Raw genomic sequence first — 17,090 nt, 5'->3', positions numbered from 1 at the left:
GCCGCCGAGCCCGCGCTCGCGCTGGTCGGCGCCGGGGCGCCGGCCCGCGCCGGGCTGCGGGCCGTCTCGCTCGCCGCGTAGCCGCCCACGGCGGGGGGTGAGCCGCCCCGCCGTGGTGCCGGGCGTCGCGCCGCCGGGCGTGGCAGGGTGACCACGGGGGGACCGCCCACCGCCGGGCGGTCGGCTGCTCCGGGCACAGACGGAGGTCGCCGTGCGGTACCTGTTCCGGCCACCGGGGACCGAGGGTGCCCGGCTGCTCTCCCTGCCCTGGCACCAGCCGCTGGAGGAGTGGGACCCGGACCTGCTGCTCGAGGTCCCGCAGCGCGGCATCTCCCGGCACGTCGTCCGCTTCGTCGCCGAGCAGGGGCAGGTCTTCGCCCTCAAGGAGATCGCCGAGCCGCTGGCGCGGCACGAGTACGCGCTGCTCGGCGAGTTCGAGGAGGAGGGCCTGCCGGCGGTCTCGGTGCTCGGCGTCTGCGTGGACCGGCCCGGCGGCCAGGACGCGATCCTGGTGACCCGGTACCTCGAGTACTCGATGTCCTACCGCTACCTGTTCTCGCGGCCCAGCGCCCGGCAGTCGGTGGACCAGCTCATGGACACCATGGTGGTGCTGCTCGTGCGGCTGCACCTGGCCGGCGTCTTCTGGGGTGACTGCTCGCTGTCCAACACCCTGTTCCGGCTGGACGCCGGGGCGCTGGCCGCGCACCTGGTCGACGCCGAGACCGCCGAGCGGCACCCGCAGCTGTCCCGCGGCCAGCGCCACTACGACCTCGACCTCGCGCGCGAGCGGGTCGGCGCGGAGCTGCTGGACCTGCAGTTCGGCGAGCTCCTGCCCGAGGGCGTGGACCCCATCGAGGTGGCCGAGAGCCTGCCCCTCCGCTACGAACGGCTGTGGGACGAGGTCACGCGCGAGGAGGTCTTCCACCCCGACGAGCAGCGCTACCGGGTGGCCGAGCGGCTGCGACGGCTCAACGACCTCGGGTTCGACGTCGGCGAGGTCGAGCTCGTCACCTCCGACGAGGGCGCCCGGCTCCGGGTCGAGACGCGGGTCTCCTCCCCGGGCCAGCACCGGCGGGAGCTGTTCCGGCTCACCGGCCTGGAGGTGCAGGAGAACCAGGCCCGCCGGCTGCTCAACGACCTGCGCTCCTACCGCGCCTACCTCGAGCAGAGGACGGGCCGGCCGGTGCCGCAGGCCGAGGCCAGCACCCGCTGGCTGACCGAGGTGTACCAGCCGGTCGTCGACGCGGTCCCGAAGGAGCTCGCCGGGCGCCTGGCGCCGGCCGAGGTGTTCCACGAGGTGCTCGAGCACCGGTGGTTCCTGTCCGAGCAGGCCGGCCGCGACGTCGGGGCGACGAAGGCCACGCGGTCCTACATCGACAACGTCCTCTCCCGGACCCCCGAGGAGATCACCACGCCGTCGGTCATCGCCCGCCGGACCTGAGGCGGACCCCGCCCCTCCCGCAGGTCACGGCCGGTTAACGGCCGGGTTGCGCGCTCCTGTGATCAGGGCCACGGTACGAGCACGCGGTGATCGTCGGTGCTCGCCGAAACGGAGGCGATGAGTCTTGTCCATCGCAGGAGGACGGATCCCGGAGACCGGAGCGGACCGGCCACCCCGGAGCCGGCGCAGACGGCGCCGTGCACTGGGCAGCGCGGCCACCGCCGCCGTGGTCGCGTCCACGCTGGCCGCCTGCGGTGGCGGCGGGGGAGACAGTGCGACCCCGACCCTGACCTGGTATATCAACCCCGACTCCGGCGGCCAGGCGACGATCGCCGAGCGCTGCTCCGAGGAGTCGAACGGGGCCTACCAGATCGAGGTGTCCCAGCTCCCCCGTGACTCGCCCGCCCAGCGCGAGCAGCTGGTCCGCCGGCTGGCGGCCGAGGACAGGTCGATCGACCTCATGAGCCTCGACGTCGTCTTCCCGCCGGAGTTCGCCCAGGCGGGCTTCCTGGCCCCCGTCCCGGAGGACGTCGCGCAGGAGGTCACCGAGGGCGTGTTCCAGGGTGCGGTGGACTCCGCCACGTGGGACGGCGAGCTCGTCGCGGTCCCCTTCTGGTCCAACACCCAGCTCCTCTGGTACCGGAAGTCGGTGGCCGAGGCCGCGGGTCTCGACATGACCCAGCCGGTGACCTGGGACCAGCTGATCGAGGCCGCGGAGGGCCAGGACAAGCTCCTCAGCGCCCAGGGGCGGCGGTCGGAGTCCCTGATGGTGTGGTTCAACGCGCTCCTGGAGTCCGCCGGTGGCCAGTACATCGTCGAGAGCGGGGACAGCCCCGAGAGCATCGAGTTCGGTCTCGCCACCCCCGAGGCCGACCGCGCCGCCGAGGTGATGGCCGCCGTCGCCAACTCCTCCGCGGTCGGCGCCGGCTTCACCACGTCCAACGAGGACACCAACGCGAGCGAGTTCGAGAGCGCCGACGCCGGCTTCATGGTCAACTGGCCGTTCGTCTACGCCCAGGCCCTCAGCAAGGTCGAGGCCGGGACGCTGGACCAGTCGGTGCCCGACGACTACGGCTGGGCGCTGTACCCCGCCGTCGACGAGGGCACGCCGAGCGCGCCGCCCCTCGGCGGGATCGACATCGCCGTGTCGGCGTTCAGCCGGTACCCCGACCTCGCCTACGAGGCGGTCACCTGCATCGTCCAGGACGAGAACCAGGCCGAGTACATGGTGACCAACGGCAACCCGGCGTCGTCGGTCGCGGTCTACGACGACCCCGAGGTGCAGGAGGCCTACCCGATGGCCGACACCATCCGCGAGTCCCTGGAGCTGGCGGCGTCCCGCCCGCTCACGGCCTACTACAGCGAGGTCCTGGGGTCCTTCCTCCGCGAGTTCCACCCGCCGGGCTCGGTCGACGACCAGACCGGTGAGCGCACGGAGACCCTCACCCAGGCCATCCTGTCAGGGGAGCAGCTGCTATGAGTCAGACGACGCTGCCGCCGGTCGAGAAGACCCAACCCGTCTCGGCGCCCCGCGGCACGATCAGCGACCGGTCCCGGGCCGAGCGCAAGCTCGGCTGGATCCTGGCCGGCCCGGCCTTCGTGGTCATGCTGCTGGTGACCGCGTACCCGATCATCCAGGCGGTCTACTACTCGCTGTTCAACTACCGGCTCACCGACCCCGAGAACCGGTCCTTCGACGGCCTCGGCAACTACTGGGTGATCCTCACCGACGGCGTGTGGTGGCAGTCCATCCTCGTCACCGTGATCATCACGGTGGTCACGGTGGCCGTCGAGCTGGTGCTCGGCTTCGCCCTGGCCCTGGTGATGGCCAAGGCCCTCTCGTCGATCCGCCCGGTGGTCCGGGCCGCCATCCTGATCCCCTACGCGGTGATCACGGTCGTGTCGGCCTACGCCTGGGCGTTCGCCTTCCGGATCAACACCGGCTTCGTCAACAGCTGGTTCGCCTGGCTGCCGGGCGTCAGCGACACCACCGACTGGTTCGGCGGCCAGGGCTCCTCGCTGTTCGTGATCTGCCTGGCCGAGATCTGGAAGACGACCCCGTTCATCTCGCTGCTGCTCCTGGCGGGCCTGGCCCAGGTCCCGGAGGTGCTGCAGGAGGCGGCCAAGGTCGACGGCGCCACCTGGTGGCAGCGGATGTGGCGGGTCACCATCCCCAACATGAAGGCCGCCATCATGGTGGCGCTGCTGTTCCGGACCCTGGACGCGTTCCGGATCTTCGACAGCATCTTCATCATGACCGCCGGCGCGAACAACACCGAGTCGGTCTCGTTCCTCGCCTACCGGCAGACGATCTCCCGGGTGGAGATCGGCCTCGGCTCGGCCGTCTCCGTGCTGCTCTTCCTGTCGGTGGTGCTCATCGCCTTCAGCTTCATCAAGGGATTCCGGGTCGACCTGGCCCAGGCACGAGGGGAGCGCTGATGTCGACCAAGGAGAAGACCTGGTGGTGGATCGGCGGCGCCCTGATCGTCGTCTACTGCCTGTTCCCGATCGCCTGGATCGTCTCGCTGTCGTTCAAGACGACGGCGGACCTCGCGAACAAGCAGTTCCTGCCGTCGGCCTGGACGTGGGAGAACTACTCGACGATCCTCACCGGCTCGGGGAGTGACCTGTTCCTGCCGGCGCTGCGCAACTCGTTCGGGATCTGCCTGATCGCGACGTTCATCTCGTGCCTGCTGTCGATGTTCGCCGCCTACGCGATCGCCCGGCTGGACTTCCCGGGCAAGCGGCTCATCCTCGGCACCGCGCTGGCCGTGGCGATCTTCCCGGTGATCTCGATCGTCACGCCGCTGTTCAACCTGTGGCGGCAGATCGGGCTGTACGACACCTGGCCCGGCCTGATCATCCCCTACCTGTCGCTGACCCTGCCGATCTCCATCTGGACCATGTCGGCGTTCTTCCGGGAGATCCCCTGGGAGATGGAGCAGGCGGCCCAGGTCGACGGCGCGACCACCTGGCAGGCGTTCCGCAAGGTGATCGTCCCGCTCGCCGCACCCGGGGTGTTCACCACGGCCATCATCGCCTTCTTCATCGCCTGGAACGACTTCGCGTACGGCATCTCGCTCACCTCGACGAACGCCGCCCGCCCCGTCCCGGCCGCGCTCGGCCTGTTCTCCGGCGCGACCCAGTTCCAGGACCCCACGGGCGCCATCGCCGCGGCGGCGGTGATCGTCACCATCCCCGTGGTCGTCCTGGTGCTCCTCTTCCAGCGGCGCATCGTCGCCGGTCTCACCAACGGCGCGGTCAAGGGCTGACCCGGCCGTGCCCCCCATCCCGCCGACCCATCGAGGGGACGAGATCTGATGGCCTCCATCGAGATGAAGAACATCGTCAAGCAGTACGGGGACGGCTATCCGGCCGTGAACGACGTCAGCCTGGACATCGCGGACGGCGAGTTCATGATCCTGGTCGGCCCGTCCGGCTGCGGGAAGTCGACGCTGCTGCGGATGATCGTCGGGCTCGAGGACATCACCAGCGGCGACATGCTCATCGGCGGCAAGCGCGTCAACGAGCTGGCGCCGCGCGAGCGCAACCTGTCGATGGTCTTCCAGAACTACGCGCTGTACCCGCACATGACGGTGTTCGAGAACATCGCCTTCCCGCTGCGGCTGTCCAAGACGCCCGACGACGAGGTGCGGCGCCGGGTGAACGAGGCCGCCGAGGTGCTCGAGCTGCGCGAGCACCTCGAGCGCAAGCCGGCCAACCTCTCCGGTGGTCAGCGGCAGCGCGTCGCGATGGGGCGGGCCATCGTGCGCCAGGCCGAGGCGTTCCTCTTCGACGAGCCGCTGTCCAACCTCGACGCCAAGCTGCGCGGCCAGATGCGCACCGAGATCAGCCGGCTGCAGCGCCGGCTGGGCATCACGACCGTCTACGTCACCCACGACCAGACCGAGGCGATGACCCTCGGCGACCGGGTCTGCGTCCTGCGCAAGGGCAAGATCCAGCAGGTCGCCTCGCCGCGGGAGCTCTACGAGCAGCCGGTCAACCTCTTCGTCGCGGGGTTCATCGGCTCCCCGCCGATGAACTTCCTCCCGGCGACGCTGCAGGGCAACGCGCTGCAGACGCCGTTCGGGTCGGTGGAGCTCGACGAGCGCCGCGTCGCCGCCGTGCGGGGCCGCGACCTGCTGCTGGTCGGCATCCGGCCGGAGTACTTCGAGGACGCTTCGCTGGTCGACGAGGCCAAGCGGCCGTACGGGTCGGTCTTCCGCGCCCGCGTCGACGTGACGGAGTGGCTCGGGGACTCGCAGTACGCCTACATCCCCTACGAGGCGCCGGAGGCGATCACCAGCCAGCTGCGCGACCTGTCCCGGGAGCTGGACTCCGAGGAGCTGCGCACCCAGGCGATCGTGTCGATCGACGCGACCAGCCGCATCCGCGAGGGCCGGGACGCGGAGTTCTGGCTCGACAGCCGGAAGATCCACGTCTTCGACCCGCAGACGGGTGAGAACCTGACCCGCGACGCCGAGGCCGGCGCCCGGCTCACCCAGCTCGCCGAGGAGGACAGGGTCGAGCAGGTGCAGGACGCGCAGGCCACCGGGCAGACCGTCGGCTCCAGTGTCATCTCCGGGACCACCGGGCCGTCCGGGACCTCCGGGTCGTCCGGGGCCCACCGGGCCGGCGCCTGAGGGAGGACCGGACCCTCCTCGTGGACCACCGCCGTCGCCCGTGGTGGCGGACGGCGGTGGTCTACGAGGTCTACCTGCGCAGCTTCGCGGACGGGACCGGGGACGGGCTGGGCGACGTGCCCGGCCTGCGCGGTCGGCTGCCGTACCTGGCCGACCTCGGCGTCGACGCCCTGTGGGTCACCCCCTGGTACCCCTCGCCCATGGCCGACGGCGGGTACGACGTCGCGGACCACCGTGACGTCGACCCGCGCTTCGGCACCCTGGCCGACGTCGACGCGCTGCTGGACGACGCGCACGCGCTCGGGCTGCGCGTCGTCGTCGACCTGGTCGCCAACCACACCTCGGCCGAGCACCCGTGGTTCCGGGCCGCCCTCGCCGGGGGACCGGCGGCGCCGGAGCGGGCGCGCTACTTCTTCCGGGACGGCCGCGCGGGCGGCACGGAGCCGCCCAACGACTGGATCAGCGCGTTCGGCGGGCCGGCGTGGACCCGGGTCCCCGACGGCCAGTGGTACCTGCACCTGTTCGCCCCCGAACAGCCCGACCTGGACTGGACGTCGCCGGACGTGCAGGAGGAGTTCGACGGCACCGTGCGGTTCTGGCTCGACCGCGGGGTGGACGGGATCCGCGTCGACGCGGCACCGGCGATGGCCAAGGTGCCCGGCCTGCCCGACGCCGGGCACGGCCCCGGCGCGGTCTTCGCCAGCACCGAGTGGGTGGACAACCCGCACTGGGACGTCGACGAGGTGCACGAGGTCTTCCGCCGCTGGCGGCGCATCGGCGACACCTACGACGGCGACCGGCTGTTCGTCTCCGAGGCCGTGGTCAACGGGCCCGAGCGGCTGGCCCGCTACGTGCGCCCGGACGAGTTGCACACCACCTTCAACTTCGACTACCTCAAGGCGCCCTGGGACGCCGCGGCCCTGCGCGCGGTGGTCGACGGCACCCTCGCGGCGCTCGCGCCGGTCGGCGCCCCCGCCACCTGGGTGCTGTCCAGCCACGACGAGACCCGGCACGTCACCCGCTTCGGCCGGGCACACAGCGGCGCCGCCGTCATGGGCTTCGACGCGGCCGGGCCCGCGGACCTCGCGCTGGGGCTGCGGCGGGCGCGCGCCGCGGCGCTGCTGACGCTCGCCCTCCCCGGCGGCGCGTACCTGTACCAGGGGGAGGAACTCGGCCTCCCCGAGGTCGAGGACCTGCCCGCCGACGCGCTGCAGGACCCCACCTGGGAGCGGTCCGGGCACACCGCGCGCGGCCGGGACGGCTGCCGGGTGCCCCTGCCGTGGTCGGGGGACCGGCCGCCCTTCGGCTTCGCGCCCGAGGGCGTCGCCCCGTGGCTGCCCCAGCCGGCGGCGTGGCGGGACCTCACCGTCGAGGCCCAGCGGGACGACCCGTCGTCCACGCTCACGCTGTACCGGGCGGCCCTGCGGCTGCGCCGCGAGCTCCTGGCCGAGGAGCCGCTGACCTGGCTGGACCTCGGCGCCGACGTCCTGGCCTTCGACCGCGGGTCGGCGCTGCGCTGCGTGGTCAACCTGTCCGCGGAGCCGGTCCCGCTGTCCGGGCTCGGGCGGGTGCTGCTCACCAGCGCCGGAGCCGGCGGCGACCTGCCGCCCGACACCGCCGCCTGGCTGGCGCCGGGGTAGGGGCGTCAGCCGCGGGCGGCGGCCAGCTCGGCGGCGGTGGGCGGGTCCGCGCCGACCCGCGTGCAGGTGAGCGCGGCGGCCAGCGCGGCGTCGTCGACCAGGCGCAGCAGGTCGTCGTCGGACAGCGCCTCCAGCGCCGCGCGGGAGGTGACCCCGGCGGCCAGCAGGCCGGCGAAGAACCCGGCCGCGAGGGTGTCCCCGGCGCCGACGGTGTCCGCGACGGTCACCCGCGGCGGCTCCCGGTGCAGCAGCGGCCGGCCCGGGCGGGCGATCCGCAGCGGCGCCCCGCCGTCGGTGAGCAGCACCAGCGCCGGCCCGCGGCCGGCCCACCGCTGCGCGGTGGCGTCGAGGTCGGCGGTGGCGTCGGGCTCCAGCCAGCCGAGGTCCTCGGCGCTGACCTTGACCAGGTCGGCGACGGCGACCAGCCGGTCGAGCCGGGCCCGGACGGCGCCGGGGTCGTTGCCCAGCGTGGCGCCGACCGGCCCGCCTGCCAGCATCGGGCGCAGGTTGGGGTCGACGCTGACCAGCGCGCGGCCGGTGAGCCGCTCGGCCAGCCGGGCGATCGCGTCGCACCCGGGCGGGGTCCAGCTCGAGATGGAGCCGACGTGCAGCACCGCCGTCGCCTCCGGGACGACGGCGGCCAGCTCCTCGTCGGTCCACTGCCAGTCAGCGGCGCCCTGCACGTGGAAGCCGTAGTCGGCGGACCCGTCCGGACCGAGCCCGACGACGGCGAGGCTCACCGGCTCGGCCGCGGGCACCATGCCGCGGGTGTCGACGCCGGACAGCTCCGCGTGGCGCCGCAGCGCCGGGGCCAGCGGGCCGGTGCCGAGGCGGGCCAGCAGCGCCACGGGGGCGCCCAGCCGCCCCGCGGCGACGGCCACGTTGAGCGCGTTGCCCCCCGGCCGCGCCACGTACTGCGGCGCGGTGCCCTCGGGACCGGCGTCGGCGTCCGGGACCGGCAGCAGGTCGACGACGAGCTCGCCGAGGACGGTGAGGGTGGGGACGGCGCTGTCCATCAGCCGACCCTAGCCCGGTCCGGCCCGGTCCTCCGGGGATCCCCGGACGGGGGACGCCGGCCGGGACCGGGGACGTCCCTGTTGGCCGGGACACCGGTCCTGCTGGGACGATGACGGGGAGAACCGCCGTGGCACCGCGGCGGTGCGGGAGCCAGGAGGCGGCGCGGGACCGCGCCGGAGCAGGAGGAGCCCAACATGCCCAACCCGATCGTCAAGCTCTGGCGGTACCTGACCGCGTCGGCCAACGCGCAGATCGACCAGCGGGCGGACCCGAAGATCCAGATCCAGCAGGCGATCGAGGCCGAGCAGCAGCGGCACCAGGCGCTGGCCAACCAGGCCGCCGCCGTCCTCGGCAACCAGCGGCAGCTCGAGATGCGGCTGAACCGGCAGCTCGGCGAGGTGGAGAAGCTGCAGGCCTCGGCCCGCCAGGCGCTGGTGCTGGCCGACCAGTCCCGCGGGCGCGGGGACGCGGCCAAGGCGGCCGAGTACGAGCAGGCCGCGCAGGCGTTCGCCACCCAGCTGGTCGCCGCGGAGCAGGCGATGGAGGACCTCAAGCGCAGCCACGACGAGGCGCTGCAGGCCGCCGAGCAGGCGCGCGGCGCGGTCGAGCAGAGCCGCATGCGGCTGCAGACGACGCTGGCCGAGCGCACCAAGCTCATGAGCCAGCTCGAGCAGGCCAAGATGCAGGAGCACGTGGCCGCCTCGATGCGCCAGGTGAACGAGCTGTCCGCGCCGGGCAACACCCCGAGCCTGGCCGAGGTCCGCGACAAGATCGAGGCCCGCTACGCCAACGCGCTCGGCCAGGCCGAGCTCGCGCAGACCTCCGTCGAGGGCCGCATGCTCGAGGTGCAGAAGGCGACCCTCGACGTCGCCGGCGCCTCCCGGCTGGAGCAGATCCGCGCGGCGATGGGTGGGCCGGCCGCCGTCGAGGGCGGCACCGGAGCGGCCGGGGCGATCGGCCCGGGGACGGCGTCGCCGTCGTTCGAGAAGACCGAGCAGGCCGCCCAGCGCCCCGAGAACGCCTAGGTCCTGACCGCCGCGGGCCCGGCTCCTCCGGGAGCCGGGCCCGCGGCGTCCCTAGTGGGCGTTGGCCAGCGGCGGCGGGCGGCCGGGCTCGCCGGTGCGGGCCGCCGGGTCGACGGGGGCGTCGGTGGCCTGGCAGGTCGGGCACCAGTAGGTGATCCGCTCCTGCAGGTCCGGGCCCTGGTCGCCGCGCAGGATCGGGGTGCCGCAGCGGTAGCAGGGCTTGTCCTTGCGGCCGTACACCCAGTGGTCGCGGCCGCGGCGCAGGTCGCCGGTGGTGCTCTGCTCGGGGCGGTCGCGGTTGGCCAGCATCAGGGTGCGGGTCCGGTCGACGAGCCCGGGGAGGTCCTCGACGTCGGCCACCCGCATCCACGGGTGCACGCCGCAGACGAACAGCCCCTCGACCTTGTAGAGGTTCCCCGGCCCGCACAGGTTGCGCTGGTCCAGGATCGCGACGCCGATCTGCTCGTCGGGGTGTGCCCGCAGCCGGCGCAGCGCCTCGTCGAGGTCCCAGTCCGGCCCGAGGACGTCGGGACCGAGGTGGCCGACGACCTGCTCCTCGTCGGTGGTGCGGACCATCGTGACGTCGTGCAGCCGGTAGCCGACGCAGTCCCACCGGTCGGTCGCGAGGATCGCGCGGATGGAGAACGCCGGCCCGCCGTGCCAGCGCGCGCCCTTGCGGTAGATGTGCCAGCTGCCGTCCATGCGGTAGTGGGTGCGCAGGGTCCAGCCGTCGGTGAACCGGGTGAGCATGTGCTTGCCGCGGGGGACCACCTCGCGGACCGTGCGGCCCTTGAGGTCGGTGGCGGCCAGCTGCGGCACCCGCAGCTCGCCGCGGCGCAGCGTCTGGCCGGCCAGCGCGGTGTTCATGCGCTTGGCCGCCAGCCAGACGGTGTCTCCCTCGGGCACCTCCCCAGTGTCCCTGGTGACCGTGTCCTCGGCCCCCCGCAGGGGCCCGCCGCGAGCGTGCGAGCGGTGGGGGGCAGGGGCCTCCGACTGCTGGGGAGCGAGGGACGTCACCCCGGCGGCGGGAAGGGCGCGCCGGGTGCGGGCGCTGCAGCACGCGTGCAGCGACGTCCCGCCCCGGCCAGCTCCACGCCCGCGCACCTGACGACCGCCGGCGAGCCGGTCACCGTGACCGTCGCCCGTGACGTGCGGCCCGCCCAGCGCGAGGCGTTCGAGCGCTGGGCCGACGACGTCCTCGGCCAGGCCGCGGCCTTCCCGGGCAACCTGGGCACCAGCCTGCTGCGGCCCGGGCCGGGCTCCACCCGCTACCACCTGGTCTACCGCTTCGCCGACGGCGAGTCGCTGGCCCGCTGGGAGCGCTCGGCGCAGCGGCAGCAGGCGCTCGAGCGGGTCGAGCACCTCGCCGACGGCGCCGACTACGCCCGCGTCGCCGGGCTGGACAGCTTCTTCACCGCGCTCACCCCGCCGCGCCCGGGCCCGCGCTGGCGGCTCACCGTGCTGACGATCGCCGTGGTCTTCGCCATCACGCTCGCCTTCCAGCTGCTCGTGGCCCCGCACATCACGTCCTGGCCGCTGCCGGCGCGGCTGCTGCTGTCGGCGACCGTCGTCGTCGTGCTGCTCGGCCAGGTGGTCATGCCGCGGCTGTCGCGCTGGCTCGCCCCCTGGCTCCGCGGCCGCCGCTGAGGACCGTCGCGCAGCCGGGCGTCGGTGCTGGTGGAGGCCGCCCGCGGGGAGCGGGCGGCCCGCACCGGTCGACCTAGCCGAGCGGGCGGACGCCGCTGGCGCTGGTGCCGCGGGCGCCGGAGGTGCGGGTGAACGCGACCCGCTGGCCCTCCTCGAGCTCGCGGTAGCCGCCGTCGTCCTCGATCTCGGAGTAGTGCACGAAGACGTCGTCGCCGCCGTCGTCGGGGGTGATGAAGCCGAAGCCCTTCTCGGCGTTGAACCACTGCACGGTGCCCTCGGCGTCGCCGCCGGCGTCCCCGCCGCGCGGGGCGCGGGCCGGCCGCTGGTCCCGGCCACCGCGGTCGTCCCGGCGGTCGTCCCGGCGGTCGTCCCGGCGGTCGCGGGGCGCGGGGCGGTCGTAGCCGCCGCGGCGCGGGGCCGACGGCAGCAGCCGCACGGAGTCGGCCTGCAGGCCACGGCTGCCCTCGACCAGCTCGAACTCGACCCGGTCGCCCTCCTCGAGGTCGCCGCCGCGGGTCACCGCGGAGACGTGCACGAAGACGTCCTCGGGGACGATGAACCCGAAGCCGCGGTCGGCGTCGAAGCGCGCCACGGTGCCCTGGACGACGATGCCGCGAGGAGCCCGGCCCCGCCCCCGGTCGTCCCGGCCGCGGTCGTCCCGTCCCCGGTCGTCCCGGCCGCGGTCGTCCCGTCCCCGGTCGTCCCGACCACCGCGGTCGTCGCGGCGGCCGCCGCGCGGGGCGCCGCCGGTCGGGCGCACCCGCTCGGCCTGCGGGCCGCGCGGCCCCTCGGTGGCGTCGTACTCGACGGGCTGGCCCTCGTCGAGGGTCCGGAAGCCACCGGTGTCCTCGATGGACGAGAAGTGGACGAAGACGTCGTCCCCGCCGTCCTGGGGCTCGATGAACCCGAAGCCCTTGTCCGCGTCGAACCAGCGGACCGTGCCGGCTGCCATGTCTGTATCCCTCGATCCCTCACGTACTGCGACGGTCCACGGTACGCGTCCGGGGCGGGCCGGCTCCCGTCAGCCGCGGAGACGCAGCCCGCGCGGGGTGGCCGCGAACCCGGCCGCCTGCAGCGCCGACGACAGTGGGGTGTCCTGGTGCACCGAGGCGCCGTCGGCCTTCTGCACCACCATCCGGCCCAGCGCCCCCGCCGCGACCGCGCCCGACAGCGCGGTGGCCGCCTCCTTGAGCGTCTGCTCGTCCTCGGTCCACGACAGCAGCGTCTTGCCGCCGCGCTCGACGTAGAGCACCAGCTCGCCGTCGACGAGGACCACCAGCGCCCCCGCCTTGCGCCCGGCGCGGTGCCCGGTGGCCCGCTTCCCACCGCCGGTGCCCTCGCCGACGTCGACGGCGACCTGCGCTGCCGACGACCCCGTGGACTCGCCGTCGGCGGAGCCGGTGCGGTCGGGCCAGGGGAGGGCGGCGCCGTAGACGTTGGCCGGGTCGGTGGCCGCGAGCACCACCGCGCCCTCGGGCGTGCGGTCGGGGACGGCGAACGCGCGCAGCCGGTCGACCGCGCCGACCGTGCCGAACTGCGCGGCGCCGAGGGTCTCGACGAAGTAGCCGCGCCGCGCCCGGTTGTTCTCCTCGAACGCGCGCAGCACCGGGTAGACCGCGGAGAACCCGCCGGGCACCTGCTCGGCCACGACCGCGCCGCGGGTCAGCACGCCGTGCCGCTCGAGCAGCGCCTCGGCCCGGGCGGTGGTGCGCCGGGTGGCGTTGGCCTCCCGGTCGGGCAGCCGCGACCAGCGGCCGGCGACCGTGGGCGGGCCGGTGCGGCTGGGCATCGCCGGGCGGCCCAGCCGGGTGCGGCCGTAGCGGGTGCGGTCCACGCGGGCGCGCGGCGGTGCCGGCGTCCGCTTGTGCGTGCCGCCGCCGGCCAGCCGCGTGCGCAGCGGGGCGAGGGTGTCGTTGGTGAGCAGCCCGGCCCACACCAGGTCCCAGACGACGTCGGCGAGCGCGGTGTCGTCGGTGGAGCCGACCAGGTCGGACAGGCCGCGGAAGAACACCGCCTGCCCGGCCGACAGCTGCTCGAGGACCGCGAACCCGACGCCGCCCTCCTCCGGCAACTCGACGGTGTCGGGCAGCAGCAGCGGGGCGAGGTCGGCGGGCACCAGGCTGATCCAGCCGTCCCCGCCGGGCAGCCCGCCGGCGCCGGCCCACAGCACCTCGCCGGCGCTGGTCAGCTCGTCGAGCATCGCGGGGGAGTAGTCGCGCACCCGGGTCGGGAGCACCAGCGTCTCCAGCGCGCTCGCCGGCACCAGCGCACCGGCCAGCTGCTCGACGACCGCGAGGACGCCGTCGACGCCGCGCATCCGGCTGCCCACCGACTGCCAGGCCGGCGTAAACCGGGCCAGCGTGCCGATCGGCACCGGCTCGACCTCCTGGCGCAGCCTGGCCAGGCTGCGCCGGCGCACCGAGCGCAGCACCTCGGCGTCGCACCACTCCTGCCCGGTGCCGCCGGGCCGGAACTCCCCGGTGACCAGCCGGCCGGTGCCGACCAGCCGCTGCAGGGTGGCGGTGACGACGGCGACGCCCAGCCCGAGCCGCGCGGCGACCTCGGCCGGCTGGAACGGGCCGTGGGTGCGGGCGTAGCGGCCGACGATGTCGCCCAGCGGGTCGGCGACCGGCTCGGTGAACGCCTCGGGCACGCCCACGGGCAGCGCGGTGCCCAGCGCGTCGCGCAGCCGGCCGGCGTCCTCGATGGCGACGTGCCGCTCCTCGCCGGCGATCCGCACGACGATCGCCCGCCGCGAGGCCACCAGCTCCTCCAGCCACTCCGCGGGGACGCCGCGCAGCGCCGCCTCGGCGGGGGTGAGGTCGCCCAGGCCCCGGAGCAGGTCGGAGGCGCCGTCGACGTCGCGGGGGTGCCGCTCGGCGGGCAGCCGCTGCAGCTCGCGCTCCACCTCGGCCAGCGCCTCGGCGTCGAGCAGCTCGCGCAGCTCGGAGCGGCCGAGCAGCTCGGCGAGCAGGCCGGTGTCCAGCGCCAGCGCCTGCGCGCGGCGCTCGGCCAGCGGGGCGTCGCCCTCGTAGAGGAACTGCCCGACGTAGCCGAACAGCAGCGACTGCGCGAACGGGCTCGCGGCCTGCGTCTGCACGTCGACCACCCGCACCCGCCGGGAGCGGACGTCGCGCATCAGCTCGACCAGTCCCGGCACGTCGTAGACGTCCTGCAGCACCTCGCGGGCGGCCTCGAGCGTGATGGGGAAGGACGAGAAGTCGCCGGCCACGCTGAGCAGCTGGGCGGCGCGCTGGCGCTGCTGCCACAGCGGCGTGCGGCGGCGCGGGTCGCGGCGGGGCAGCAGCAGCGCGCGGGCGGCGCACTCGCGGAAGCGGCTGGCGAACAGCGCGGAGCTGCCGACCTCGGCGGTCACCTCGCGCTCGACGTCGTCGGGGTCGAGGACGGCGAGGTCGGCCTCGGGCGGCTCGCCGGTGGTGTCGGGCAGCCGCAGCACGATGCCGTCGTCGGAGTGCATGGAGGCGACGTCGACGCCGTAGCGCTCACGCAGCCGGGCGGCGAGCACCAACGCCCACGGGGCGTTGACCTGCGCGCCGAAGGGGGAGTGGACGACCAGCCGCCAGTCGCCGAGCTCGTCGCGGAACCGCTCGACCAGCAGCGTGCGGTCGTCGGGGAGGTGGCCGGTGGCCGCCTTCTGCTCCGCGAGGTAGGCGAGCAGATTGGCCGCGCCCCAGTCGTCCAGGCCCGCGGCCTGCGCCCGCTCCCGGCCCCTGTCCGGCGTCGCCGACCCGACCTCGCGGAGGAACGCGCCGAGCGCCCGGCCCAGCTCCAGCGGCCGGCCGGGGGCGTCGCCGTGCCAGAACGGCATCTTCCCGGGCTGGCCGGGCGCGGGGGAGACGAGCACCCGGTCGTGGGTGATCTCCTCGATCCGCCACGACGACGAGCCGAGCAGGAACACGTCGCCGACCCGCGACTCGTAGACCATCTCCTCGTCGAGCTCGCCGACCCGGCGCCCGCCGGACCCCTCACCGCCGACGAGGAAGACGCCGAACAGCCCGCGGTCGGGGATGGTGCCGCCGCTGGTGACCGCCAGCCGCTGGGCGCCGCTGCGGGCGGTCAGGGTGTCGGTGACCCGGTCCCAGGTCAGCCGCGGCCGCAGCTCGGCGAACGCGTCGGAGGGGTAGCGGCCGGCCAGCATGTCGAGGACGGCGTGCAGCGCGGAGTCGGGCAGGCCGGAGAACGGCGCCGACCGGCGCAGCAGCGCACCGACCTCCTCGACCGTGCGCGGGCCCTCGGACACGATCGCCACGATCTGCTGGGCCAGCACGTCGAGCGGGTTGCGCAGGTAGCGGATCGACTCGATGGCGCCGGCCTTCATCCGCTCGGCGACCAGCGCGCACTGCACCAGGTCGCCGCGGAACTTGGGGAACAGCACGCCGCGGCTGACCGCGCCGACCTGGTGCCCGGCGCGGCCGACCCGCTGCAGGCCCGCGGCCACGGTGGGCGGCGCCTCCACCTGGACGACGAGGTCGACCGAGCCCATGTCGATGCCGAGCTCGAGCGACGACGTCGCGACCACCGCCGGCAGCCGCCCGGACTTCAGCGCCTCCTCGACGATCGCCCGCTGCTCCCGCGACACCGAGCCGTGGTGGGCCGCGGCGACCGGCTGCACGCCCTCGGGCACGCCGCCGCCGGAGCCGGCCTGCGCCATGAGCGCCGCGGCGTTGGTGCCGGGCGGGACGGCCTCACCGGTGGCCCGCTCGTAGGCCATCTCGTTGAGCCGGCTGGTGAGCCGCTCGGCCAGCCGCCGGGAGTTGGCGAACACGATCGTGCTGCGGTGCGCCTCGACCAGGTCGAGCACCCGCTCCTCGACCGCCGGCCAGATCGACGTCCGCGGCTGGTCCCCGGCCGCCGACCCCTCCAGCTCGCCGGTGGGCTGCCCCAGCTGGCTCATGTCCTCGACCGGGACGACCACCGACAGGTCCCACTCCTTGCCCGCCGGCGGCTGCACCACCCGCACCGGCCGGCCGCCGGCGAGGAAGGTGGCGACCTCCTCGATGGGGCGCACCGTGGCCGACAGGCCGATCCGCTGCGCGGGGCGGTCCAGCAGCTCGTCGAGCCGGTCGAGCGAGACGGCCATGTGCGCCCCGCGCTTGCTGTCGGCGACGGCGTGCACCTCGTCGACGATCACCGTCTCCACCCCGCGCAGCGCCTCCCGCGCCGAGCTGGTGAGCATGAGGAACAGCGACTCGGGCGTGGTGATGAGGATGTCGGTGGGCCGCCGGGTGAAGGCCCGCCGCTCGTCGGCCGGGGTGTCGCCGGAGCGGATGCCGACGGTGATCTCCGGGCGCGGCAGGCCCAGCCGCATGGCCGCCTGCCCGATGCCGGCCAGCGGGGCGCGCAGGTTGCGCTCGACGTCGACGGCCAGCGCCTTGAGCGGCGAGACGTAGAGGACGCGGCAGCGGCGGCTCTCGTCGGCCGGCGGCGTGCTGGTCAGCCGGTCCAGCGACCAGAGGAAGGCCGCCAGCGTCTTCCCGGACCCGGTGGGGGCGACGACGAGCGCGTGCTCGCCGCTGCTGATGGCGTCCCAGGCGCCGTCCTGGGCCGCCGTGGGCTCGGCGAAGGCGCCGGTGAACCAGGCCCGGGTGGGCGCGGAGAACCGGTCGAGAGCGGGCACGTGTCCAGTGTCCCCGCGGGTACGACAGTCCGCTGGCCT

General features: G+C 74.7%; 12 protein-coding genes. 8 read left to right on the top strand and 4 right to left on the bottom strand.

Annotated features, from left to right (window positions below; all coding sequences use genetic code 11):
* Positions 1-211: 211 nt before the first annotated feature.
* The 6 genes from ACFO3M_RS21245 to ACFO3M_RS21220 all read left to right on the top strand — a co-directional run bounded on the left by ACFO3M_RS21245 (position 212) and on the right by ACFO3M_RS21220 (position 7,724).
* Positions 212-1,441, top strand: coding sequence for a DUF4032 domain-containing protein (locus ACFO3M_RS21245; RefSeq protein WP_387993725.1), 1,230 nt, complete (start codon positions 212-214; stop codon positions 1,439-1,441).
* Between the two features lie 226 nt (positions 1,442-1,667).
* On the top strand, positions 1,668-2,921 hold the full coding sequence (locus ACFO3M_RS21240) for an extracellular solute-binding protein (RefSeq protein ID WP_387993722.1): 1,254 nt from the start codon (positions 1,668-1,670) through the stop codon (positions 2,919-2,921).
* A complete protein-coding gene (locus tag ACFO3M_RS21235) occupies positions 2,918-3,880 on the top strand; it encodes a carbohydrate ABC transporter permease (protein ID WP_387993719.1) in 963 nt (320 codons plus the stop codon). The genes ACFO3M_RS21240 and ACFO3M_RS21235 overlap by 4 nt, the downstream gene beginning before the upstream one ends.
* Positions 3,880-4,713: a carbohydrate ABC transporter permease gene (locus ACFO3M_RS21230; RefSeq protein WP_387993717.1), complete on the top strand. Its 834-nt coding sequence runs from the start codon at positions 3,880-3,882 to the stop codon at positions 4,711-4,713. The genes ACFO3M_RS21235 and ACFO3M_RS21230 overlap by 1 nt, the downstream gene beginning before the upstream one ends.
* Positions 4,714-4,761: 48 nt before the next feature.
* The gene (locus ACFO3M_RS21225) at positions 4,762-6,084 is read left to right on the top strand and encodes an ABC transporter ATP-binding protein (protein ID WP_387993714.1); all 1,323 of its coding nucleotides are present in this window, start codon (positions 4,762-4,764) and stop codon (positions 6,082-6,084) included.
* Between the two features lie 20 nt (positions 6,085-6,104).
* Positions 6,105-7,724, top strand: a complete 1,620-nt coding sequence (locus ACFO3M_RS21220; protein ID WP_387993711.1) for a glycoside hydrolase family 13 protein — start codon at positions 6,105-6,107, stop codon at positions 7,722-7,724.
* A 5-nt stretch (positions 7,725-7,729) separates the two neighbouring features.
* On the opposite strand, the gene ACFO3M_RS21215 is transcribed toward ACFO3M_RS21220, so the two are convergent.
* A complete protein-coding gene (locus ACFO3M_RS21215) occupies positions 7,730-8,740 on the bottom strand; it encodes a PfkB family carbohydrate kinase (protein WP_387993708.1) in 1,011 nt (336 codons plus the stop codon).
* Between the two features lie 195 nt (positions 8,741-8,935).
* On the opposite strand from ACFO3M_RS21215, the gene ACFO3M_RS21210 reads away from it, so the two are divergent.
* On the top strand, positions 8,936-9,766 hold the full coding sequence (locus ACFO3M_RS21210; RefSeq protein WP_387993706.1) for a PspA/IM30 family protein: 831 nt from the start codon (positions 8,936-8,938) through the stop codon (positions 9,764-9,766).
* 51 nt (positions 9,767-9,817) lie between these two features.
* Here the strand turns inward: ACFO3M_RS21210 and ACFO3M_RS21205 are convergent, their stop codons facing one another.
* Complete coding sequence (locus ACFO3M_RS21205) at positions 9,818-10,672, bottom strand: DNA-formamidopyrimidine glycosylase family protein (protein ID WP_387993704.1); 855 nt, start codon at positions 10,670-10,672, stop codon at positions 9,818-9,820.
* A gap of 156 nt (positions 10,673-10,828) precedes the next feature.
* On the opposite strand from ACFO3M_RS21205, the gene ACFO3M_RS21200 reads away from it, so the two are divergent.
* On the top strand, positions 10,829-11,413 hold the full coding sequence (locus ACFO3M_RS21200; RefSeq protein ID WP_387993701.1) for an antibiotic biosynthesis monooxygenase: 585 nt from the start codon (positions 10,829-10,831) through the stop codon (positions 11,411-11,413).
* Between the two features lie 73 nt (positions 11,414-11,486).
* On the opposite strand, the gene ACFO3M_RS22755 is transcribed toward ACFO3M_RS21200, so the two are convergent.
* Together ACFO3M_RS22755 and ACFO3M_RS21180 are read right to left on the bottom strand one after the other, a co-directional pair.
* A complete protein-coding gene (locus ACFO3M_RS22755) occupies positions 11,487-12,365 on the bottom strand; it encodes a cold shock domain-containing protein (RefSeq protein WP_458168461.1) in 879 nt (292 codons plus the stop codon).
* 69 nt (positions 12,366-12,434) lie between these two features.
* Positions 12,435-17,051 carry an ATP-dependent helicase gene (locus tag ACFO3M_RS21180; protein ID WP_387993699.1) on the bottom strand — a complete coding sequence of 1,539 codons (4,617 nt, stop codon included), beginning with the start codon at positions 17,049-17,051 and terminating at the stop codon, positions 12,435-12,437.
* Between the last annotated feature and the right edge of the window lie 39 nt (positions 17,052-17,090).

The organism is Geodermatophilus arenarius, from assembly GCF_042654585.1.
In the GTDB taxonomy this organism is placed as follows: domain Bacteria; phylum Actinomycetota; class Actinomycetes; order Mycobacteriales; family Geodermatophilaceae; genus Geodermatophilus; species Geodermatophilus arenarius.
The sequence above is the reverse complement of the archived record's forward strand: the minus strand, read 5'-3'. Positions and strand labels throughout refer to the sequence as shown.